Genomic DNA, 22749 nt, shown 5'->3' on the forward strand with positions numbered 1-22749 from the left:
TTCTTTGCTTGCCCGAAGAAAAGTAACCCGAAGAAAGGGCACCCCCACTTGGCGCTGGCCGGCTATGCCGGCCAGTTCGTGAGGGGTGGCCGGGCTTTTCGACAGGGCTCCTGCCCTGGCGAAAAGGGATCGGCATCCGTGCCGATCCCCTGCGGGCCTTCTCGTCCACCCCTCACCGCCGCACAGGGGGCCCGAAAGGTCACAAGCTCAAAGCTGACGGCTCGTGCAGCTTTGCTGCACATCGCAGGGATGACGGCATGGGCGAAACGGCGGGGCTAGATTGAGCCCTCTCCCCAAAGGGGAGAGGGAGAAAGAGCAACATCACTTACTCGCCGACACACTCCCAAGATTCACAAAAGGCACCGCACTACTCCCCGTATACGTCGGCAAATGCCCATCCCATTTCTCAATCGCCGACATCTGCACAATGTTCGGGTTGGACCGCAACGCCTCACCCTTCAGTTCGATGGCTTTCGCCTCCGCCTCCGCAATGGTGATCTGAGCCTGCGCACGGCCCTGCGCTTCAGCCTCCACCTTTTCCGCTTCAGCCCTCGCCTGCGCCACTTCGTTCTGGCGTTGCTCCGCCATCTGCGTCGCCTGGATCTTGGCGTTGATCGACTGCACCACGTTTTCCGGCAGGCGTAGCTCGCCAACCCAGTAGATCTTTTCCACGTCGATGCCAACGGCAGCGACTTCGTCACTCACGTCCTTCTGCACGGCTTCGATCAGGTTGGCTTTGCCCTTGCCATACACCGACTCGATGTCCAGGCTTGATGCTTCCTTTACCAACGCGTCGCGGATCATGTTGCGCAGATAGACGTCCGTGATCTCGTCGATACCCTTGCGGTACTTCTGGAAGATCAGCGTTACCTTCGACGGATCGATGTGATACGTGATGCCCACGTCCGCATTCACCGTCAGGCCTTGCGAGGTCTGGAAGCTGATCGACTCGTCGGTGGGTCGGCCTTCGGTCGGCGAACGGGTGAAGGTGTACGTCTGGGTGAAAGTGGGGAAGGTGTACATCTCATAACCCCAGCCGACCCAGTAACGGCCAGGCGGCAGCTCCTGCAGCGAATCCTTGCCATCGCCGTACATCTGAAACTTCACACCGACATTGCCCGCCGGCACCTTGGAGCAGGAGGCCAGCAACAGGGCGGAGAGCGACAACATCAACAGGCGTTTCATGGTGATCATTCCTTGTGAGTGAAACCGCGGCGCAGCAGCAGGTAGCCCCACGCCAACAGCAAGGCCAGCACGACCAGGCCTACGACCACGGCCAACGTGCTGGCGGCCGAGATCAGTTCCGGTCCGATGAGACCGACGTACAGCAGCAGGCAGAACACGAACGGCCAAAGCCGTCGCGCCGGCCAATCGACAAGCGTCTTCATGGTTTTCCCCGTGTGTGATGAATCGTTCGGCGAGCGCCGTCCGGATGCGTGTTCGCGACCGATCGCCAACGGCGCGTTGAACGTGCCGCCATCGAGCGATGCGCGAAGGAAAAGGAGAGGTTGCTAACCCGTCAAAAGAAGTCGTCGACGAATGTGGCGGAACAGGTCAGCGGTATGTGGCGAGGTGACCGTCATATCAGCGCACTCCAGGCGCGCTATCGGATGAGGACGGCGCGCACTCTACGCCGATTATTGTGCATTGCAACAAGTCAGCACTGACGCAAATCCCTCCCGATCGGCCTATTGACTACAGCTGTAGTCAAGGCGTAGCGTGACTACAGCTGTAGTCATCAGGATCATGATCATGGGCAAGCCTTCCATCGGTGATCAGGAGCTCTCGATCCTGCAGTACATCGCCGAACACAACGACGCATCGGTCGGCGAGGTGGCGGCCGGTTTCGGCGAGCCACGCGGCCTCGCGCGCTCCACCGTGCTGACCATGATGGAACGCTTGCGTAGCAAGTCGTACCTGCGTCGCAAGCAGGTGCAGGGTATGTACCGCTACAGCCCGGCTACCGGTCCCGGTGAAGTCATGCGCAGTGCTGTCGGCCAATTCGTGGAGAAGACGCTCAGCGGTTCGGTGTCGCCATTCGTTGCGTGGATGTCCGAACGCGCCGAGGTGAGCGACCGCGAACTCGCCGAACTGGAAGCACTGGTGCACCAGCTGCAAACACGACGCAAGGACACCTGACATGATCGCCTTCGCTCCCCTCGCCCAGGAAGTGGTTGCACGACTTGCGTGGACATCCCTGCAGGCTAGCTTGCTGGTCGGCATCGTATGGCTGATCAATCGCCAGCTTCCGCGTCTTTCATCCTCCACGCGTTCGCTGCTGTGGTGGCTGCTCAGCGTGCAGTTGCTGCTCGGCCTGCTGCTGCCGACGCCGGTGGCGCTGCCGTTGCTCTCGCCCCAGCACATCGCAACTACAACAACGACGACGACCACCACCACGCGAACGGATGGCCATACGACTCTGGTCATGACGACAACCACGGCACCAACCGAGCACCGCATCGCCAGCCTTGGTCAAAGCGGCACGCTTCCGACGGGAGCACTCGCCTACGCCGCCGAGTCCACCGACGAATCTGCGGCTGCGCCGACGCATACGGTGTGGTCTCGAGCGCTGCCGATCGTGCTCGCGCTGTGGTTGGCTGGTGTGATCGTGCAATTGATCGCCACCTTTCGCCACTGGCGAGAAGCACGCGCAGTCGTGCGCGCATCGCGCCCGCTTGAGGATCCCGCGCTGCAGGCACTATGCGCAGAACAAGCACGCACCATGGGATTGAGGCGCTGCCCATCGCTGCGCGTATCCCATGCCATCCGCTCGCCCCAGGTCAGCGGACTGTGGCGGCCGGTGGTGCTACTGCCCGCGAACCAGAACCTGTCGACGGATGAATCCGCCCTGGCGCTAGCTCACGAACTGACCCACCTGCGTCGCGGCGACCTGTGGATGGGCTGGGCCCCCGGCATCGCGCAACGGCTGTTCTTCTTTCATCCCATGGTGTCCTGGGCGATGCGCGAGTACGCGCTCAACCGAGAGGCAGCATGCGACGCACAAGTCGTGCACCAGCACGATGCCGCCCCACACGACTACGGTCGCCTGCTGCTGCGTCTTGGCGTAGCGCACCCCTGCACGCTGGCCTGGCCGGTGCCTCGCCGACGTTCCATAACCTGAAAAGGCGCCTGACCCTGCTGCAGCTCAGCGACCAGGACACCACCTCTCGCCTGCGCAGTGGCCTGATCGTGGTGCTGGTGGCCGCCATGGGTGTGCTGCCCTACCGCGTGACAGAAGCGAAGGCCGATGCCCCTTCGCCCGCCGCAACCTCTAACGCCTGGACCGCGCCGGCGACACCCGCTACGCCCGCAACACCGGTGACACCCGTCACGCCGCCAACACCCGCCACTCCGTTGACGCCCGCGACACCGCCCACGCCGGCTACGCCCCTGACACCACCGACGCCCGCCACACCGCCGACACCAGCCACGCCCCCTACTCCGCCGACGCCGGTGACCGAGACTTGGCGACAGCCCCCTCCGACGCCCGCGGTGCCGCCCGTACCCAAGGCACCGCCCGCGCCACCGGCACCACCCGTTTACGGATTCACCGCACACCACATTGATATCGAAACGCACGACGACGCTGCTTACGGGTTCGCACTGCTCGACAAGGACACGGTGGTCGTCAACGGCACCGACGCCGATCTGTCGACGGCCAAGAGCCTGCGCGGCAATAGCTCGCCGTTGGTGATGTTCCGCCGCGGTGGCAATACGTACCTCATCCGCGACAAAGCCTATGTCGACCGCGCGAAAAGTGCCTATGAAACCGTCACCGAACTGGCCCGTGAACAAGGGCGGCTGAGCGGCGAACAAGGCCGGCTCAGCGGCCAGATGGCCGGCATCGGCGCACGCGACAGCTCGCTGGCCGTACGCCTGAGCAGCATCGCGCAGCGCGAGAGTGACATGCTCGCACGCCAGGCGCTCCATCCATCCAGCGATCGAGGTGATTCGGAACGCGCCGATTTTGCTAAAGAACGTGCCGAGCTCGAGCACGAGCAGGCTGGACTGGAAAAGGAGCAGCAACAGCTTGAGCAACAGCAACAGGCGCTGAGCGAACGTCAGCGTGAATTGAGCCGTCGCCAGCAAGACGTGTCGACCAAGGCCACGGAAAAGATGATCGACGTGCTGGACGACGCACTGGCCAAGGGTGCCGCACAGCCCATAGGCAACCGCTAAACAAACCGCGACGGCGCGCGCAGCGGCGCCGTCGGACAGACATCCCTTCGCGACACGACATGCCCCGGCTCACGCCGGGGTGACGGAGGCGGCTTGCCTGCATCCGTCCGACACCACGGAAAAGGAGACGACATGCTCGGCTACTACGCAGCCACCGCCATCGGCAGTCTTCGCCGCAGCAAGGCGCTGGCGATACTGATGGTCCTGGTGATCGGGCTCGGCATCGGCGCCAGCATGACCATGATCACCATCTTCCACGTGCTTTCCGGCGATCCGCTGCCGGGCCGCAGCGGACAGCTCTATGCACCGGTGATCGACCCTCGCCCGCTGGCGCGCGACCGCACCGAATCGCCTGAGCCCGATGGCAATTTCACCTGGCCCGATGCGATGAACCTGCTGCGTGCGAACCGCGCCGACCGACAGGCCGCCATGGCCGGCGGCGCCGTACCCGTGCGGCCGATGCAAAGCGGCGAGCTACCGTTCTATGAAACCGGCCGCTATGTCACCACTGATTTCTTCGCGATGTTCCAGGTGCCGTTCACGGCTGGCAGCGGTTGGAGCAAAGAGGACGATGAAGCACGGGCACGCGTCGTCGTACTCAGCAGCGAGCTCAACCACAAACTGTTCGGCAATACCTCCGGTATCGGCCGCACGGTACGCCTGAAGAACACCGACTTCCGCGTGATCGGCGTGGTGGATCATTGGAACCCACAGCCGCAGTTCTACGCGCAGATCAACGGCCGCGTCTTCGGCAAGGCGGACCAGTTCTTCCTACCGCTACAAACGGCGCAGGCGCTGGAGCTGGATTTCAACGGCCGCTTCTCCTGCTGGGACAGCGGCGGCGATGCGCGCACGAGCGATCACTGTGTGTGGCTACAGTTCTGGGCGCAGTTGGACAGTGCCAGCAAGGCTCAGGCGTACCGAGACTTCCTGCACAGTTACTGGCGCGATCAGCAGGCACACGGGCGCATGCCGCGCCCTGCGAACGCGCAGCTCTATGGCCTGATGGATTGGCTGGCGCACGAGCACGCCATTCCTGACGACCTGCGGTTGCAGTTGTCGCTGTCGCTGGGCTTTCTCGCCGTGTGCATGCTCAATGTCGTGGGCCTGCTGCTAGCAACCTTCCTGCGACGTAGCGGCGAGATCAGCGTGCGGCGCGCGCTGGGCGCACGTCGATGGGACATCTTCCTGCAACTGGGTGTGGAGTCATGCGTCATTGGCATGGCAGGCGGGTTGCTGGGCCTAGGCATCGCCTGCCTCGGCCTGTGGAGCGTGCGCCAGCGTCCTGACGGTTACGCGCAACTCGCTCAAATGGATGTGCGCATGTTGCTCGCAACGTTCCTGCTGGCGTTGGTGGCCAGCGTGATCGCCGGCCTGTTACCCGCGTGGCGCGCCTGCCGCATCCCACCCGCTCTCCAACTGAAGACGCAATGAGGCCCGCCATGTCGCACTCCCCGCTGATCGCCAGCCTGACGCGTCACAAACTCACCGTGGGCCTGCTCGTGATGCAAGTCGCACTGACCTGCGCCATCGTCTGCAACGTGGCATCCATCATCGGCCATCGCCTGACCCAGATGCGCGCGCCCAGCGGCATCGCGGAAAACGAACTCACGCTGATCGAAAGCACCAGCGTCGACGAATCAGCCAATCAGTTAGCCAGACACGACACCGATCTGGCAGCACTACGTGGGATTCCGGGCGTCCAGTCCGCCTCTGCAGTGGACTCCCTGCCGCTGAGCGGCAACAACTGGAGCAACGGCATCTCCTTCGAGCCGAACGGCCCCTCCATGACCTCGGCCACCGCCTATAGCGGCACGCCGGAAGAACTGCGCACCTTAGGTTTGCGCCTCGTCGCCGGCCGCCAGTTCCTGCCGGAGGAATACATATCACTCGACGCCGCCCACGACTGGTCGGGCATCAACCACGTGCCTTCCACCATCGTCTCTCGCGCGCTCGCCGAGAAACTATTTCCAGGCAAAGATCCGCTTGGCAAGGTGATCTACCCGGGTGACGGCCCCATCCGCATCGTCGGCGTGGTGGAGCAGATGCTGCGGCCCACCCTCGACGAATCGGAGAGCAGCGGATACGTCACGCTCTTTCCCATGTTGCCCGACACGGCCAGCATCACTTATGTGATGCGCAGTGCGCCGCAGGATCGCGAACGCGTACTTCAGCAAGCCATGCGCGTACTCACGTCGCTCGACAGCAATCGCGTACTGCGCAATCCAAAGACCTTCACCAGCCTTCGCGACGACTACTTCCGCCGTGATCGCACCATGATCACCCTCTTGTTGTCCGCCTCGTTCGCCTTGCTGCTAGTCACCGCCGCAGGCATCGCCGGCCTCGCCAGCTTCTGGGTACAACAGCGACGCCGATCCATCGGCATCCGTCGCGCCGTAGGGGCGACGCGACAGGACATCCTGCGTTACTTCCAGACCGAGAATTTCGTGATCGTAGGCACCGGTGTGCTGCTTGGCGTGGTGCTGGCATACGGGCTCAACATGTTGTTGATGGAGCGGTATGCGCTGGAACGACTGCCTTGGTTCTATGTACCGGCGGGGGCGTTAGTGCTGTGTTTGATAGGGCAGGCCGCGGTGTTGGGGCCGGCGTTGCGGGCGAGTACGGTGCCGCCGGTGGTGGCGACGAGGGGATAGTTGGGGGTTTGTTTTCTTGCGTGCATCGGAGGCGCGGTGCTTTGTTGCTTGGCAACCTTCGCCTATACGACGCGAAGCTAGTCCCGTGGGACACAGCGGGTACGTCGGCGCGCTTCGCAACGCGCCGATGCGGAGAGGACTTAAGGCAGGCTAGGCTTTCCTACCGCCGAGGCAAGGTAAAGGGAACGCTACGCTTCCCCACCCCTGGGGCGAGGTGAAAGGGACACTACGCTTCCCGATCCGTGAGGAGAACGCGCCACGTAACGGCATCGCTTTTCTCTTCTGCCTTGGCTTTGTGCCCTAGAGCAAGAGCAGCGCGACCTGCCACGACGCGATGTGCAGCAAAGCTGCACGAGCCGTCGGCTCGGCGCTTTTGACCTTCGGGCCCCCTGTGCGGCGGTGAGGGGTGGACGAGAAGGCCCGCAGGGGGGATCGGCAAGGAGGCCGATCCCTTTTCGCCAGGGCAGGAGCCCTGTCGAAAAGCCCGGCCGCCCCTCACGAACTGGCCGGCTTCACCGGCCAGCGCCAAGTGGGGGTGCCCTTTCTTTGGGTTACTTTTCTTCGGGCAAGCAAAGAAAAGTGACTCGGCCTCCGGCAGGAGGTCGAAAGCCCGCTGCAGGCGAGCCAGATCGCCGGAGCGCTAAAACCAAAGGCCAAGGTCACTGGATCCCTGCCTTCGCAGGGATGACGGTTTCATCCAAACGGTAAGGCGAGCACCCGCCCCCTCACCCCAACCCTCTCCCCAAAAGGGAGAGGGAGCAAAGCGAAAACCCACCGCACACCTAACGTCTCTACAAAAGCACAAAAGACAAACCCAACCCCATTTAATCCTTCGGCGGCTTCATCTCATACTCCCTCGGCGGCACATCCCCCGCCAAGTTACGCACAAAGTAATCCCACCGCTTCCGCATCATGTAATTGCTCGCCGCGCCATACCCATGATGCGCATTCGGGATCAGCAGAAGATCAAAATCCTTGTTCGCCTTGATCAACGCATCCACCACCAGCAGCGTTTCGTACGGCGGCACGTTGTCGTCCATGGTGCCGTGGGCGAGCAGCAGATGGCCCTTGAGGCCGGCGACGTGGTTCTGGTTGGCTTGGTCGTCGTAGTTGCTCTTGCCATCCTTGCCTTCCACTAACAGGCCCTGCCACTTCTCCGCCCAGTCGTCTTCGTAATTGCGGTTGTCGTGGTTGCCGCTTTCGGCAATGCCCACCTTGAACAGATCCGCATAACGGAACATCGCCGTCACCGTGGCATTGCCGCCGCCGGAGTGGCCCCACATGCCCACGCGGTCCATGTCGATCCACGCGTAACGCTTGCCTAGTTCCTTCAGGCCAGCGACTTGGTCGGGCATGGTGTTATCGCCAATGTTGCCGAAGTACGCGTCGTGGAAAGCCTTGGAGCGCCACGGCGTACCCATCCCGTCGATGGCGACCACGATAAAGCCCAGCTCCGCCAGCGCCTGATGATCAGTGCGTGCGGGGTTGAAGCTGCGCGAGCCTACGGAGCCGGTTTGCGGGCCCGGATACACATAGTCAACGATCGGGTACTTCTTCGACGGATCGAAATGCGTGGGCTTGAACATCAGGCCGTACAACTCGGTCTTGCCGTCGCGCGCCTTCACCGTGAACGGCTCGGGAGCTTTCCAGCCAGTCGCCAGCAAGCGTGAAGTATCTGCCTTCGCGATAGTGTTCACCACATGGCCATCCTGTGCACTGCGCAACACGGTGACGGAAGGTGTGGTCGGCGTGGAATAGGCGTCCGCAAACAGACGTCCATCCGGTGACAGTGTGATGCTGTGGTCAGCCGGCTCCGGGGCGAGCAGCGTAGGCGTGCCGCCATCCAGGCTCACCTTGTAGAACTGCTGGTAGTACGGATCAACGCCTTTCTCGCGGCCGACGCCGCGGAACCATAGCGTGCGCGTGGTCGCGTCAACCTTCAGCACCTCGGTGACGTTGCCTTCGCCGGAAGTAATGGCGTGCTTGAGCTTGCCGCTGTCCAGGTCGTACAGGTAGAGGTTGCCCCAGTTATTGCGCTCGCTGAACCACACCACTTCGTGGCTGGCCGGCAGGTATTGCCAGTTGACCTTGCCGTTGCCGCTCTCGTAGTAGGTGGGCACGCTTTCGTCGAATGCCGTGCGTACATCACCGGTATGAATGTCCGCCACGCGGAACCACGCTTGTTTGTGGTCGCGTGATGACGACACAAAGGCGAGCGAACTGCCATCCGGCGCCCACTGCACATCGTCCCAGCCGCCATCGCGCCCGCAGCTGACGTCGTCACACAGGGTGGAGCGATGCTGATCGGGCTCCATCTTCAGGCGCAGCACCTTGCGTGCATCGACGTCGACGATCACGCGTTCGATCATCGTCACGTCCTTGTCGCCTACCAGCGGGTACTTCCACTTCTCCACCTTGGGGTGGCCAACATTGGTGCCGACCAGCACCATGTCACCGGTCTTGCGCTGATCTTGTTGGAAGGTGGCGATGCGCTTGGAATCGGGCGACCACACCAGGATGGCATTGTTAGTGTGCTTCCAACCCGCGTTGTCGGTGGCGTAGCCGTAGTTCTCCACGCCATCGAGGGTGATCTGCGTTTCCTTGCCCGTGGCCGCATCACGCACCCACAGGTTCCAATCGCGCACAAAGGCTTCGGATCGCTTATCTGGCGAGAGCACGCCCGGCTCATGACCGACGCCGTCGACGCTTTCATCGCGGCTGGCAATGCAGATGGCATTGCCCTTCATATCGCACAGGTAATGCTTGCCGCGCAGGTTCACATCCAGACGGCCATCCAGCGTGGCCGTGAATCCCGTGATACCCAGCTTCGTCGCACTGACCGGCTTGTCGAGCACCTTGCCCAGCGCCGCAGCAAGTCGCGCATGGTCGAACGCGGGCTCCGCCTTGCCGGTTGCAGCGTCGAAGCGCACAAAGTGGTCGCCGCTGGCATCGTGGTCGCGATACCAGAAATGCGTGTCGTCCAGCCAGGTCACGGTCTGTACCGCGTGATCGACCAGCGGCGTCACGTTGTAACCCACGTAGCGCTCGGCGTGCGCGTAATCCTCGTTGGTCAGGGTGCGGCCCTGTGCAGCCACGCCCATCGAAAGCGCGCCCAATGCCAGCGCACCAGCAAGGCGCGCGCTACGTGTGTTCAATGTCATGCTTACTCCCCAGTCGATCATGGCGTGCCGGCAGGGTTGTTGTGTGCCGGACCTTTGATCGTAGTGTTACTGATGGGTGGGGACGTATGCCATTGGTTTGGATTGCCGCCGCTTTGCTCCCTCTACCCTTTGGGGAGAGGGTTGGCGTGAGGGGTCAATCTAGCCTCACCGTTTGTGTCGTCACCCCTGCGCAGGCAGGGGTCCAGTGACTTTGGCTCTCGCTTGATTGTCGCGTTGTCGCGATCTGGCTCGCCTGCGGCGGGCTTTCGACCTCCTGCCGGAGGCCGAGTCACTTTTCTTTGCTTGCCCAAAGAAAAGTAACCCAAAGAAAGGGCACCCCCACTTGGCGCTGGCCGGCGAAGCCGGCCAGTTCGTGAGGGGCGGCCGGGCTTTTCGACAGGGCTTCCTGCCCTGGCGAAAAGTGATCGGCGTCCTGCCGATCCCCCTGCGGGCCTTCTCGTCCACCCCTCACCGCCGCACAGGGGGCCCGAAGGTCAAAGGCCAAAGCGGACGGCTCGTGCGACGGTGCTGCACATCGCAACGCGACGGCCCGATGAAAACCACCATCCCCCTCACGCAAACTTCAACAAACAAACCCCAGACGTAATCAACACCAACCCCACCCACCCCGACCGCCGAAGCTTCTCGCCGAACAACGTCATCCCCAACACCGTCGTCGCGATAAGCCCCACACCACCCCACACGCCATACGCTACGGAAAGCTGAATACCTCGGATCGCGTAACTCAACGCGGTAAACGCCGCCAACGCACAAGCAATAGCCGCCACCGCCGGGCGTTTGTAAGTGAACCCGTGCGATTGCTTCATCAGCACATTGGCGGCGATCTCCAGCACGATGGCAATGGCCAGATACAGCAGGTGAATCGGCTGGAAATCAGGAAGCATGGCCACCCTCCTTCGGCGCTTCGTCCGTGCCACGCTCCAGCAGCACGATGCCTGCGATGATCAGCGCGATGGCGATCAACTTGGCCGGCTTGAGGTCTTCCGCGAACAGCCATGCGCTGCACAGTGTGATCAGCACCAGGCCAAGGCTTTCCCATGCGCCGTAGGCCACGGCCAGGGGAATGCGCTTCACCGCCAGGGCCAGGCTGGTGTACGACAGCACCAGCATCACGTACATCACGCTGAGCCCCAGCGTCTGCGAACCGTGATGTGTGCCGTATTTCATCGCCAATGTGCCGGCAACTTCGGTGACAATAGCGACGGCCATGAAGAGCCAATAGCGCATGTGGTTCTCCTCGTTCCTTGCACCACTGCCCCATCCTACCCTCGCATTCCCCGATTCCGCCATGAACCAAGCCATGTCCCCCACCACCACCCTGCCAGAAGCACGCCTGCTGGAGATGGTATTTCCCGACCACACCAATCACCTCGGCACGTTGTTCGGCGGACAGGCGCTGGCCTGGATGGATAAGGCCGCCTTCATCGTTGCTTCGCGCCATGCCCGCCGTACCGTCGTTACTGCACGCTCGGAAGAAGTGAATTTCCGCGTGCCGGTGCGCAAGGGCCAGCTGGCCGAACTGGTTGCACGTATCGTTCGCGTGGGTCACAGCTCAATGACGGTGGAAGTGGAACTGACCGCCGAAGATCCGCTGACGGGTGATCGCCGCGTATGCACCACGGGCCGCTTTGTGATGGTGGCGCTCGATTCCAATGGTGCGCCGGCCACGGTGCCGCCGCTGCCTGACACTGCCGAGTAAGTCTCTCATCCACACGGAGCCTTCGCCCATGCCGTCACACTTCACCATCATCGGCAACTACATCTCGCCTTATGTGCGCAAAGTACTGGTGTGCATGGAGCTCAAGGGGCAGGCGTACGAGATCGACCCGATCACGCCATTCGTGGGTGACGACCGCTTCAGCGCGCTGAGCCCACTGCGGCGCATCCCGGTGTTGATCGAGGGCGACATGGTGCTCAACGATTCGTCGGTGATCTGCCAGTACCTGGAAGACCGCTTCCCGACGCCGTCGTTGTATCCCGCAGATATCGCACAACGCGCCAAGGCGCGTTGGCTGGAGGAGTACTGCGACACGCACTTGGCCAACGTGCTCGTGTGGAAGCTGTTCTATCAGAAGGCCGTGCTGCGCCACATCTTCCATGAGGACGCCGACGACGCCATGGTGGAGCACGCACGCAGTGTCGAGATTCCCGCAGCGCTCGATTACCTGGAGAGCCAGTTGCCGGAAGAGGGTTTCGTGTTCGGCGATCTGTCCATCGCGGACATCAGCATCGCTTCGTACTTCCGCACGGCGTCGTTCGTGCGTTATGTCATCGATGCCGCGCGCTGGCCGCGCATGGCGGCGTTGGTCGCGCGTACGCAAGCGTTGCCGGTGTTCCAGCGTCTGGCCCATTGGGAAGACACCATGTTGCGCCTGCCGGTGACCGAACAACGCGCCGCGTTGCAGGTGGCCGGTGCGCCGCTCACCTCATGGACGATGGGCACGCACGCGCCGCGCAAGGGCTTGGCTCGCATGGAGTGACGCTACGCGACGGCGGCCGCGTCGGGTGCGCGTTATCAGCGGAGATGAAGCCAGTGCAGGTGCACGCCATTGGCGCGGTCTTCGGCGCGGAAGCCTTCGCGACCTTCCACCACGAGGCCCCACACGCTGCGGAGTTTTTCCCCCAGCGGTTCGTCCACGCGTACCTGTTCGCCAAGGGGAATAGCGAAGCGCGTTTCCAGCATCATGACTTGGTCGCGTTCCCATACCAGGATGGCCGGCCGCCCTGAAGAAGCGCCCCAGCCAAGATGGATTTGCACGTCCTTGGGCGTGTACGTACCGCGGTTGTCCAATTTCCAGTTCTCCGATCGGCGCAGCAGAGCCTGCAGACGCGGGTCGCCCCAATCCACGCGATTCCCTTTCTCGTGCGGCTTGTTTGCGGTCATGCGAAACACTTCCCATCTGGAGGTACGACAGCGTCGCGGCAGGTGCCGCCGCAACAAGGCCATACGCCGCCCAGGGACGGCGTATGGCACGGTTATCGGCCCTGGCGTCGCAAACTTTAACGACACGGATGACGGTACAAGCCCGCTTCGATAGCCCATTTGGCACGCTGCCGGGCGCCACGCGCTGAGGCCATACTGTGCGTCGAACCCTTCGGAGGCTTTCCTATGCGCGCCCCGTTCGTCGTGTTCGCTCTTTCCCTGGCCCTGCCTTGTCTGGCCGATACCCCCGCAGCTACTGAATCGCTGGCCACGCCGCCAGCCAACGCGCAGCACTTCACCATTCTTTCCACCGCCGGCAAGCACGGCACGTCCGCACGCTGGACTACCGCCGACGGCACGCACATGGGTCGCGACAGCCTGCTGTTGCGCGGCATGGCCACGGAAGTGGATAGCAGCTCTACCACCGGCCACGACGGCATGCTCGCATCGGTGGTGATCCGCGGTCATACGCCCAACGGCGACGCAGGCGAAACCTTCGCGGTGAAGGACGGCAAGGCCAGTTGGAAGAGTCCCGTGGACGCGGGTTCCGCACCCTACGCCTCACCGGCGGAGTACATGGCCTTCGGCGGCCCGATCGATGTGACCGCCGACATGGTCGAGGCCCTGCTCGCTGCGCCCGACAAAACCCTGGCCCTGCTGCCCGGCGGCAAGGCCCACGCCGAGAAACTCGTCGCCGTCACCGTGGGCGACGGCGCCGCCAAGAAACAGGTGACCGCGTATGCGGTCAGCGGGCTGAGCAATACACCGGTGCCAGTGTGGGCAGACGCGAACAACCACTTCTTCGGCTTCGTCGATGGATTGGCGTGGTTGCCCACAGGCTATGAATCGGCCTTGCCCGCGTTGGAAAAGGCCCAGACCGAGGCGCTCGCGCAGCACGCCAAGGCCATCGTGCCCCGACTGGAGAAAACGCCTGCAGGCCCCGTGGCCTTTACCAACGTGCGCGCCTTCCTCGATGGCTCGCGTTTTGCGGATGGCCAAACGGTGATCGTCGACAAGGGCGTGATCACGGCCGTAGGCGACGCCGCGTCGGTGAAGGTGCCGAAGAACGCGCAAGTCATCGACGGCAGCGGCAAGACACTCGTGCCCGGCCTGTGGGATTCGCACCAGCACGTACCCGATGACGCCGCCGGCCCGCTGCTGCTCTCGCTCGGCATCACGTCCGTGCGCGATCCAGGCAACAACAACGAGCTGACGCTTTCGCGTGCACAGCGTCGCGCGAAAGGCGAGCTGCTGGGGCCGCACGTGTATCCCTCGGTGCTGATCGACGGCAAGGGACCAAACACCGCGCAGGTCGGCACGGTGGCCACCTCGCAGGAAGAAGCCATCAAACTGGTGGACAAGGCCAAGGCCGACGGTTTCGACGCCATCAAGATCTACGGCACGTTCAATCCGGATTGGGTAAAAGCCACCGCAGCTGAAGCGCACAAAGATGGTCTGCACGTGCACGGCCACCTGCCTGCCGGCATGCGCCCGAAAGACGCCATCGACGACGGCTACGACGAGATCACCCACATCTACTTCGTGATGATGCAGGCCATGCCGGACGACGTGGTGAAGACATCCAACGGCATGGGTCGCTTCGAAGGCCCCGGCCGTTATGCGCGCAACGTGGACTTGGACAAGGAGCCGATGAAATCGCTGATCGCCACCATGGCCCAGCGGCACATCACCTCCGACCCCACCTTGGTCATTGCCGAAAGCCTGTACGTGCCGGAGAACGGTGATCTGTCACCGTCCTATGCGCCCTTCGTCGGCACCCTGCCGCCGGCCGTGGAACGCGGCTTCCGCCAGGGCGGTTTCACCGTGCCAAAGGACCTCACCCGCGCCGATTACCGCGCCAGCTTCGCCAAGCTGCAGCAACTGGTGGGCGCCATGCACAAGGCGGGTGTGCCTATCGTGGCCGGCACCGATGGCACCGGCATGGAACTGGTGCGCGAACTGGAGCTTTACGTGCAAGCGGGCTTCACCAACGAGGAAGCGCTCGCCAGCGCCACCATCGCCACCGCACATCTGGTCGGCGCCGATCAGCGCACTGGCAGCATCAAGGTCGGCAAGGTGGCGGATCTGGTGCTGGTCGACGGCAACCCGGCCGCGAACATCGGCGACCTGCGCCATACCGACGTGGTGATGATGGACGGCAAGCTGATGGAGGCTAACGCGCTACGCAGCGAAGGCGGCATCAGCAAGCGGCCTGCGTGGGAAGAATGAGCTGACGCTCAGCGGAGCGTGCCCATGATCTCCGCCACCCAGTCGATGAACACGCGCAGTCGCAGCGGCAATTGCCGTTGCGACTGGTACACCACGCTGACCGGGAATGCCGGCGGTGGCATCGACGGCAGAATTTCCACCAGCTTGCCGCGCTTGAGTTCGTCCCCCACGCGGTAACGCGGAAACTGCGCGATGCCGAGCCCCGCCTCGCAACTGGCGAGGTAAGCATCGGTGCCGCTCACCGTGATCAACGACGGCAGGCTCACCTCGCGCATGCGCCGGCCCACCATGAACTCCAGTGCCGACGTACGCCGCGTGGTCGGTGATGCCCAGTTCACGGCCCGATGGCCGTCCTGCAGATCCGCCAGGGTCTGCGGCGCGCCGTGGCGCTTCACGTAGTCGGCGCTTGCCACCGTGGCCTGCGACAGGTTGGCCACGCGCCGCCCGACCATGGTCGAGTCCGGCAGGTCGCCGGCGCGCAGTACGCAATCCACACCCTCCTGCACCAAGTCGATGAAACGATCACTGGTGCCGAGATCCAGCTCGATCTGCGGATAGCGCTGGAAGAACCCCGGCAGCGCGGGAATCAGCACATTGCGAGCCAGCGAAGACGCCAGATCGATGCGCAGCCGCCCCTTCGGCACCACGGCGGCCTCGCGGAAGTCCGCCTCCACCGCATCCAGGTCCGCCAGCAGGCGCACGCAATGGTTGTAATAAACCTCGCCATCGCGGGTAGGCCGCACGCGGCGGGTGGTGCGCTGGAGCAAGTGCGCACCCACGTGCTCCTCCAGCCGTTTGATGGTGTGGGTGAGCGTGGCGCGCGGTAGGCTCAGGTCATCGGCGGCGCGGGTAAAGCTGCCCAGTTCGACGATGCGGGTGAACACCCGCATGGCTTGCAGACGGTCCATGGCCAGCTCCAGCGATTGTTGATCAATTCGACAACAGATATGTCGATTATTGAGCATTTATCCGCATGGCGTCTTGGCGAAGAATGCGTCATCGGTTTCTTCCCCGCACTAAGGACTCTCCCCATGCATATGCGACAGCTCGGCAAGAATGGTCCCTCCGTCTCCGTCCTCGGCCTGGGTTGCATGGGCATGAGCGAGTTCTACGGCAGCGACCGGGACGACGCCGAATCCATTGCCACCATTCACCACGCACTGGAGCGTGGCTTCAACTTCCTCGACACCGCCGATGTGTATGGCCCGCATACCAACGAAGTGCTGGTAGGCAAGGCCATCCGCGATCGCCGCGACCAGGCGTTTCTTGCCACCAAGTTCGGCATCGTGCGCGATCCTAACGACCCCTCCGTGCGCGGCGTGAGCGGCAGCCCGGAGTATGTGCGGGCCTCCTGCGACGCCAGTCTCAAGCGCCTCGGTCTGGACCATATCGACCTCTACTACCAGCACCGTGTGGACACCACCGTGCCCATCGAAGAAACCGTGGGCGCGATGGCGGAGTTGGTGAAGGCCGGCAAGGTGCGCTACCTCGGCCTATCCGAGGCATCGGGCGCCACGCTTGAGCGCGCAGCCAAGGTGCATCCCATCGCTGCGCTGCAGGTGGAGTTCTCGCTGTGGACGCGCGACCCGCAGGAGAACGGCATGGTCGAGTCTTCCGCAAAAACGGGCACCAGCATCGTGGCCTACTCACCGCTGGGCCGCGGTTTCCTCACTGGCGCATTCCAGAGCCCTGAAGATTTCGAGGCCGATGACTACCGCCGCCAGAGCCCGCGCTTCCAGGGCGACAACTTCTACCGCAACCTAGAGCTGGTGGAAAAAGTGAAGGCCATCGCCGCCGACAAGGGCTGCACACCGGCGCAACTCGCGCTGGCCTGGGTACTGGCGCAGGGCAGCAACATATTTGCGATCCCAGGCACCCGCCGCATCGGGCGGCTGGACGAAAATCTCGCCGCAGTGGATCTCACGCTGAGCCCGGAAGAGCTGAAGACGATCGACGCCGTGTTCCCGCCCGACGCCGCTGCCGGTGCGCGCTACGCGGGCCCGATGATGCAAGCAGTGAACCGATAATGCGGTCGCCGTGGACTGCCTGACACAAGACAATCTGCTCGCCTACTAGTCATGTAGGAATTCGCTTACATTTTTGCGCCAATCACTCAGGCAATCTATGTCTACCGGCGTTCCCACGGACTCCGGTACCCCAGGGTCGGTCGCCCCCCTAGAACCGACCCACGAGGCCCCCGAAAGGGGGCCTTTTTTTATGCCTGATGTTTTTCATGCCGGATGGATAGATGTCCATTCCGCGCGTCTTCACGCCGTCGTGACATCGTGGGTCATCAGCGATGAGCGGCAGATGCCCAGGCATCGCGTTCCGCCGCGCTCAGCGCCAGCTCAACTGCATGCCCTTCGGCAGCGGACGCTATGGCAGCCTCGATCACCGCCATCACGGTGATCGCCTGTTGCGGCGTCACCGGGTTGTCGCCCTGCCCGAGTACGGCGTCGCGGAAGGTGGCGTAGTAGCGGCTCTGGTCGCCCCTTGGCGAAGGCACGCGCTCGACGTTGCCGCTACCGTCGTAGAGCAGCAGATCGTCGGGATCGACACCCCAATCCGCGTCGCCCGGCCGCATGCCAGCAAGCAGCTGGGTTTCCTGCGGATCGATCATCGACTTCACCGCACTGCCCAGCGTGCCGTGCACGACAAAGCGCGGGCTGCCGCCGGCCACCAGCATGCTGGCATGCAGAATCACGCGCCGCTGACCGTACTCGAGCACCACGTGCGCCCAGTCGGTGACCGTACCGCCCTCACGCTGCACCGCCAGGCTGGCCCATACGCGATCCGGCAAGCCGAACAGGCACAACGCCTGATCCACCAAATGCGGCCCAAGGTCGTACCACAGGCCACTGCCGGCACCCGGCTGCTCGCGCCAGCGCACGCGCACTTGCGGGCGGAAGCGGTCGATATGCGATTCGAGATGAGTCACCTCGCCCAGGCGCCCTTCCGCGATCAGTTGCCGTATGCCCAGGAAATCGGCATCCCAGCGCCGGTTTTGAAACACCGACAGCACCCGCCCCTCCCGCTCCGCGATGGCCGCCAACTCACGCGCCTCCACCAGATCGAGCGCAAACGGCTTGTCGACCACCACGTGCTTGCCCGCTTCCAGCGCCGCACGCGCCAGCGGTGCGTGTGTGTCATTCGGGCGACGCGATCACCACTACGTCCAATTGAGGATCGGCCAGCGCCACATCCGCACTCGCGACCACGTCGACATCAGGCAGATCCGCATGCACCTTGGCGGCGTCACGCGAGACGACCGTGCTTAGCGCAAGGCCGGGCACGCTGCGGATCAGCGGCGCGTGGAAGGTCTTGCCGGCAAAGCCGTAACCGATCAATGCGACACGCAGCGGGGCGGTGGAAGTGCTCATGGAGAAAGCCAGAGTGGACCTGAAACCACGCATGATAGGCCAAGCGCCCAGATACCCCGCCCGAAAGCGGCTTCGCACGACCGTGACGCCCGTGCGTGCAGCATCCGCATCCAGTCCGTCTGCATCGAGGAAGCCGCCATGTCGATCCGCTCACTGGTGATCGCTGCACTGCTTGCTGGCACGGGAATCAGCGCCACCGCGCTGGCACAGGACGCGCCAGCTGCCGCCACACCCCAGCCTAAGCGGACCATCCTCGACCAGCATGAGCAAAGCGGCGTGCCGGGCACGGAGATCGTCCTCGGCACCGCGGAGATTCCCGCGGGCGGCATGGTGGGCTGGCACGTCCACGATGGCGACGAATCGGGTTACGTGCTCAAGGGCAATCTAGTGCTCAAGACGCGCGGTAAGCCGGATCAGGTGCTCAAGGCGGGCGATCATTTCTTCAACCCGCGTGGCGCCGTGCACAGTCTGGCCGCCGCGCCCGGCAGCGAGGGCGGCGTGGCGCTTTCCACGTGGATCATCGACAAGGGCAAGCCGCTTGCCGAGCCGGTGAAGTAGTCGGCAGTAACGTTCTCCGGGCGGCTTGGGGGCTGCCTTGTACAACTTGTTTCACGGTTGGGTCACCGAAGCGATGGTAGTCAACGACGCCGTTGAGCGTCGCTTTTCGGGACTTGATCATGAATCGACATGCGCAACAACAACGGGAAATGCGAGCGAACTCCCTCACGCAGGGCACTTCGCGATCTGCATCGAGCTTTCCACGACCACGATGGCTGGTTGCCTGCCTGTTGGCCACGCTCGCCCCCTCTGCGTTCGCCAACTGCGTGCTGCAACCCAGTGGCACCACCGTCATCTGCGATACCAACGCGCCCAACCCGTTCACCAGCAGCATCAATGCGACCGTGGTTGGAACAGGCTCGCTCACCATTCCCTTGAATGGCGCCACGGTAACCGTGAACGCTGGCTCGGGCCTGTCCACCACCGGCGCGGCTATCCAGGTCGCCAACAACAGCACCGTAACCGTAGGCAAGGGCGGATCGATCACCACCACCTTCATCAACGCCTACGGCATGTGGGCAGGCGACCCCAGCAACGCATCGAGCACCACCGTCGGCTACGGCAACACGCTGGAGAACGACGGCACCATCCGCACCAATGGCAGCAATTCCGTAGGCATGTTCGCCCGCACAGGCAACCGCACCGCCGGCAATACACTGATCAATCGCGGACAGATCGACACGTACGGCTCGATCTCCGGCACCAGCACGCGCGCATCGTCGGCGGGCATCCGCTCGGAAAGCGTGGTGGCTAGCACCATTCTCAACTACGGCAACGTCGCTGCGCACGGCGCCTACGCCACCATCGGCACGGGTACCACCATGGCCATCGCCGGCAACGGCGTGGAGATGGCCGGCCCCGGCACCTTCACTAACGAAGCCGGCGCCAGCGTCACCAGTGACAACGCCTACGGCTTCTACGGAAACGGCCCCAACGCCAACGGCATCACCGTGACCAACGCGGGCACACTCAGCGGCCATCTCGGTGCCGTGTTGTTTGGGCCGGGACAATCCAACAACACCGTGATGCTCGAAGCCGGCTCCACTACCACCGGCTCCATCGACGCGGGCTCGGGCGGCAGCAACAACACGCTAGTGTTCGACGGCTTCACGTCCACGGCGTTCGCCAATGCGATTCCCAACTGGCAGTTGGTCGCCTTGCGCAACAGCGCCAACGTCACGCTGTCGGCACCTAGCTACACACTCACCAACCTCTCGCTCGATGCGGGCACCACCGCCACCTTCAACGGCCCCGCGCTGACCATCGGTGGACAGATCACCGACAACGGCTCGCTGGTGTTCACCAGTGCGAGCAACCTGAGCATTGCCGCACCCATCCAGGGCAGTGGCTCGGTGACACAGTCCGGCAGCGGCACACTGGTGCTGGCGGGTGCGGGCTCCTATACGGGCCCGACCACCGTCGCCAGCGGCACGCTACAAGCGGGTGCGGCGAACGTGCTCTCGCCATCCAGCGCGTTCACCGTGAACAGCGGCGCCACGCTGGATCTGGGCAACGCCAACCAGACCATCGGCAGCCTGGCCGGCGCAGGTGCCGTGACGTTTGAAGCGGGAACACTCACCACCGGCGGGCTCGGCACATCCACGTCATTCAGTGGTGTGGCATCCGGCAGCGGCGCGCTGGTGAAGACAGGTGCCGGCACCATGACATTGACCGGCGCCAACACGTACACCGGTGGAACGGTGATCGCCAATGGCGCCCTGCAACCAGGCGACGGCGGCACCACGGGCAGCATCACGGGCAACGTGCAGAACGGCGGCACGCTGATCTTCGATCGCTCCGACACCGTGACCTTCAACAACCTCATCAGCGATTGGACGAACACGACGCCAGACCCGTCGGGTTCCGTGCAACAGAACGGCACGGGCACCACCATCCTCACCGCCACCAACACCTACAGCGGCACGACGCAAGTCAACGCCGGCACGCTGATCGTGGGCAACGCGCCCAACAGCACGGCCGCCCTCGCCGGCGGTGGCGCAGTGACGGTGGCGAGCGGCGCGACGTTCGGCGGCTATGGCAGCACCGCCGGTGACGTGAACAACAGCGGCACCATCGCCGTGGCCGATGCGCTGTCGCTGTTCCAGGGCGGCAGCAAGGGCAGCTTCACCATCGGTGGCACACTGACCAACAACAACCTGATCCAGCTTGCCGGCACAGGCGTGGGCAATACGCTATCTGTCCACAGCCTGGTGGGCCAAGGCAGTTCGCAGGTAGCCATGAACACGGTGCTAGGTGGTGACGGCCCCCCTACGGACTTGCTGGTAATCAACGGCGGCAGCGCCAGCGGACAAACCGTGCTCAACGTCACCAACGTGGGTGGCCTGGGTGCGGCGACCACCGGCAACGGCATACAAGTGGTAGCGGCCAACACGCCCGCGACGTCCACGTCCGGCGCTTTCGTGCTGGGCACGTCGCTGAAAGCGGGGCCGTATCAATACGCCTTGTTCGAAGGTGCGCGCGACAACACCTCGGCCTATTCCTGGTACTTACGCTCGGAGAATCCCAACCCGCCACTACCGCCGTCGGAGATCACCGGAACCGTGGCGCCTCCGCCACCGGTGGTGACGCCGGGTGAGCCAACTCCGCCGCCAGTCGAACCGTATGTGCCGTACTACCGCAGCGAAGTGTCGCTATACGCCGCGTTGCCTTCCATGGCACTCAACTACGGCAAGGCGCTGATCGGCACGCTGCACGATCGCGTTGGCGAAGAAGAACAACTGCGCGACCTGTCCGACGATGGCTTCGGCGCCAGCGGCGTGTGGGCCCGTGTGGTCGGGCAGGACGGCGAATGGGATGCGAAACCCGGTGGCATCTATCGCGACGGCCCCTCGTTTGACGACAACATGATCGCCGTACAAGCCGGGTTAGACCTCTATCGCACAAAACAAACCGATGGCGGACGCGACTTCGCCGGTGTGTTGGCATCGGTAGGCCACGGCCACGGCGGCGTTAGCAACTACGACAACACCTCGGCGGGTAACAACCGCTTTGATTCATATTCGGTCGGCGGCTACTGGACGCACTTCGGCGCCAACGGCTGGTATGTCGATGGCGTGTTGCAAGGCACGTGGTACAACGCGACATCCACGTCCAACCAACAAGAGAACCTCACTACCCACGGCTTCGGTACAGCCGTGTCGGCGGAAGGCGGGTATCCATTCGCGTTCGGCAACGGCTGGTCACTGGAACCGCAAAGCCAGCTGATCTATCAATCGCTGCATCTGGCCAACGCCTACGATTCCGCCGCCAGCGTGCAGTTTCGTGACAGCGACTCGCTGGCCGGACGCATCGGTGGCCGTGCATCACGCACCTGGCAATGGAACCAGAAGTACACGCCGGATCTGCTCGCCGGGTGGTTCTTCGCTAACCTCTGGCATGAGTTCAAATCGGATGCGGTCACCGCGTTCTCATCGCAGGATGGCAATGTGCCGTTCCATTCCGATCTCGGCGGAAGCTGGTGGGAGCTCGGTGTCGGCGGAAGCGCCGTTCTGCACAAAGGTGCAACGCTCTACGCCACCGTCAGCTATGACAAGGGCTTCGGCGACGGTGTCAAGGCGCTCAATGGCAGCATGGGCATGCGCTGGAACTGGTAGCCGCCCCTACTCGTTCCGAGACCATGGAAA

At 63.4% G+C, this 22749-nt stretch carries 17 protein-coding genes and 1 pseudogene; 10 read left to right on the forward strand and 8 right to left on the reverse strand.

Annotated features, from left to right (window positions below; all coding sequences use genetic code 11):
* Positions 1-321: 321 nt before the first annotated feature.
* Entirely contained in the window at positions 322-1185 is an 864-nt protein-coding gene (locus tag DYST_RS12630) for an SPFH domain-containing protein (protein ID WP_239945982.1), read from the reverse strand.
* Positions 1186-1190: 5 nt separating this feature from the next.
* Positions 1191-1388, reverse strand: coding sequence for a hypothetical protein (locus tag DYST_RS12635; RefSeq protein WP_239945983.1), 198 nt, complete (start codon positions 1386-1388; stop codon positions 1191-1193).
* Between the two features lie 364 nt (positions 1389-1752).
* Between DYST_RS12635 and DYST_RS12640 the strand changes: the two genes are divergently transcribed.
* From DYST_RS12640 to DYST_RS12655, 4 genes are all read left to right on the forward strand, one after another.
* On the forward strand, positions 1753-2139 hold the full coding sequence (locus DYST_RS12640; protein ID WP_239945984.1) for a BlaI/MecI/CopY family transcriptional regulator: 387 nt from the start codon (positions 1753-1755) through the stop codon (positions 2137-2139).
* 1 nt (position 2140) lies between these two features.
* On the forward strand, positions 2141-3121 hold the full coding sequence (locus DYST_RS12645; protein WP_239945985.1) for a M56 family metallopeptidase: 981 nt from the start codon (positions 2141-2143) through the stop codon (positions 3119-3121).
* 1190 nt (positions 3122-4311) lie between these two features.
* Complete coding sequence (locus DYST_RS12650; RefSeq protein ID WP_239945986.1) at positions 4312-5613, forward strand: ABC transporter permease; 1302 nt, start codon at positions 4312-4314, stop codon at positions 5611-5613.
* Positions 5614-5621: 8 nt separating this feature from the next.
* On the forward strand, positions 5622-6833 hold the full coding sequence (locus tag DYST_RS12655) for an ABC transporter permease (protein WP_239945987.1): 1212 nt from the start codon (positions 5622-5624) through the stop codon (positions 6831-6833).
* 824 nt (positions 6834-7657) lie between these two features.
* Here the strand turns inward: DYST_RS12655 and DYST_RS12660 are convergent.
* From DYST_RS12660 to DYST_RS12670, 3 genes are all read right to left on the reverse strand, one after another.
* Entirely contained in the window at positions 7658-9994 is a 2337-nt protein-coding gene (locus DYST_RS12660; RefSeq protein ID WP_239945988.1) for a S9 family peptidase, read from the reverse strand.
* Positions 9995-10566: 572 nt separating this feature from the next.
* Complete coding sequence (mdtI, locus tag DYST_RS12665) at positions 10567-10899, reverse strand: multidrug/spermidine efflux SMR transporter subunit MdtI (RefSeq protein WP_239945989.1); 333 nt, start codon at positions 10897-10899, stop codon at positions 10567-10569.
* The gene (locus DYST_RS12670) at positions 10889-11242 is read right to left on the reverse strand and encodes an SMR family transporter (RefSeq protein WP_102301455.1); all 354 of its coding nucleotides are present in this window, start codon (positions 11240-11242) and stop codon (positions 10889-10891) included. The genes mdtI and DYST_RS12670 overlap by 11 nt, the downstream gene beginning before the upstream one ends.
* Before the next feature lie 61 nt (positions 11243-11303).
* Here DYST_RS12670 and DYST_RS12675 point away from each other — a divergent pair, with 61 nt between their 5' ends.
* Positions 11304-11714: an acyl-CoA thioesterase gene (locus tag DYST_RS12675; RefSeq protein ID WP_239945990.1), complete on the forward strand. Its 411-nt coding sequence runs from the start codon at positions 11304-11306 to the stop codon at positions 11712-11714.
* Between the two features lie 28 nt (positions 11715-11742).
* Complete coding sequence (locus tag DYST_RS12680) at positions 11743-12495, forward strand: glutathione S-transferase family protein (RefSeq protein WP_239945991.1); 753 nt, start codon at positions 11743-11745, stop codon at positions 12493-12495.
* A gap of 35 nt (positions 12496-12530) precedes the next feature.
* Here DYST_RS12680 and DYST_RS12685 read toward each other — a convergent pair whose 3' ends face one another.
* Entirely contained in the window at positions 12531-12899 is a 369-nt protein-coding gene (locus tag DYST_RS12685) for a hypothetical protein (RefSeq protein ID WP_102301457.1), read from the reverse strand.
* 225 nt (positions 12900-13124) lie between these two features.
* Here DYST_RS12685 and DYST_RS12690 point away from each other — a divergent pair, with 225 nt between their 5' ends.
* On the forward strand, positions 13125-15167 hold the full coding sequence (locus tag DYST_RS12690; RefSeq protein ID WP_239945992.1) for an amidohydrolase family protein: 2043 nt from the start codon (positions 13125-13127) through the stop codon (positions 15165-15167).
* Positions 15168-15175: 8 nt separating this feature from the next.
* Here DYST_RS12690 and DYST_RS12695 read toward each other — a convergent pair whose 3' ends face one another.
* Complete coding sequence (locus DYST_RS12695; protein WP_239945993.1) at positions 15176-16075, reverse strand: LysR family transcriptional regulator; 900 nt, start codon at positions 16073-16075, stop codon at positions 15176-15178.
* A gap of 123 nt (positions 16076-16198) precedes the next feature.
* On the opposite strand from DYST_RS12695, the gene DYST_RS12700 reads away from it, so the two are divergent.
* The gene (locus DYST_RS12700) at positions 16199-17194 is read left to right on the forward strand and encodes an aldo/keto reductase (protein ID WP_239945994.1); all 996 of its coding nucleotides are present in this window, start codon (positions 16199-16201) and stop codon (positions 17192-17194) included.
* 266 nt (positions 17195-17460) lie between these two features.
* On the opposite strand, the pseudogene DYST_RS12705 reads toward DYST_RS12700, so the two are convergent.
* Positions 17461-18547: pseudogene (locus DYST_RS12705) on the reverse strand (oxidoreductase).
* A 138-nt stretch (positions 18548-18685) separates the two neighbouring features.
* Between DYST_RS12705 and DYST_RS12710 the strand changes: the two are divergent.
* Positions 18686-19105: a cupin domain-containing protein gene (locus DYST_RS12710; protein ID WP_239945995.1), complete on the forward strand. Its 420-nt coding sequence runs from the start codon at positions 18686-18688 to the stop codon at positions 19103-19105.
* 230 nt (positions 19106-19335) lie between these two features.
* Entirely contained in the window at positions 19336-22719 is a 3384-nt protein-coding gene (locus DYST_RS12715; protein WP_239945996.1) for an autotransporter outer membrane beta-barrel domain-containing protein, read from the forward strand.
* The last annotated feature ends 30 nt before the right edge of the window (positions 22720-22749 follow it).

It is taken from the genome of Dyella terrae, assembly GCF_022394535.1.
In the GTDB taxonomy this organism is placed as follows: Bacteria; Pseudomonadota; Gammaproteobacteria; order Xanthomonadales; family Rhodanobacteraceae; genus Dyella.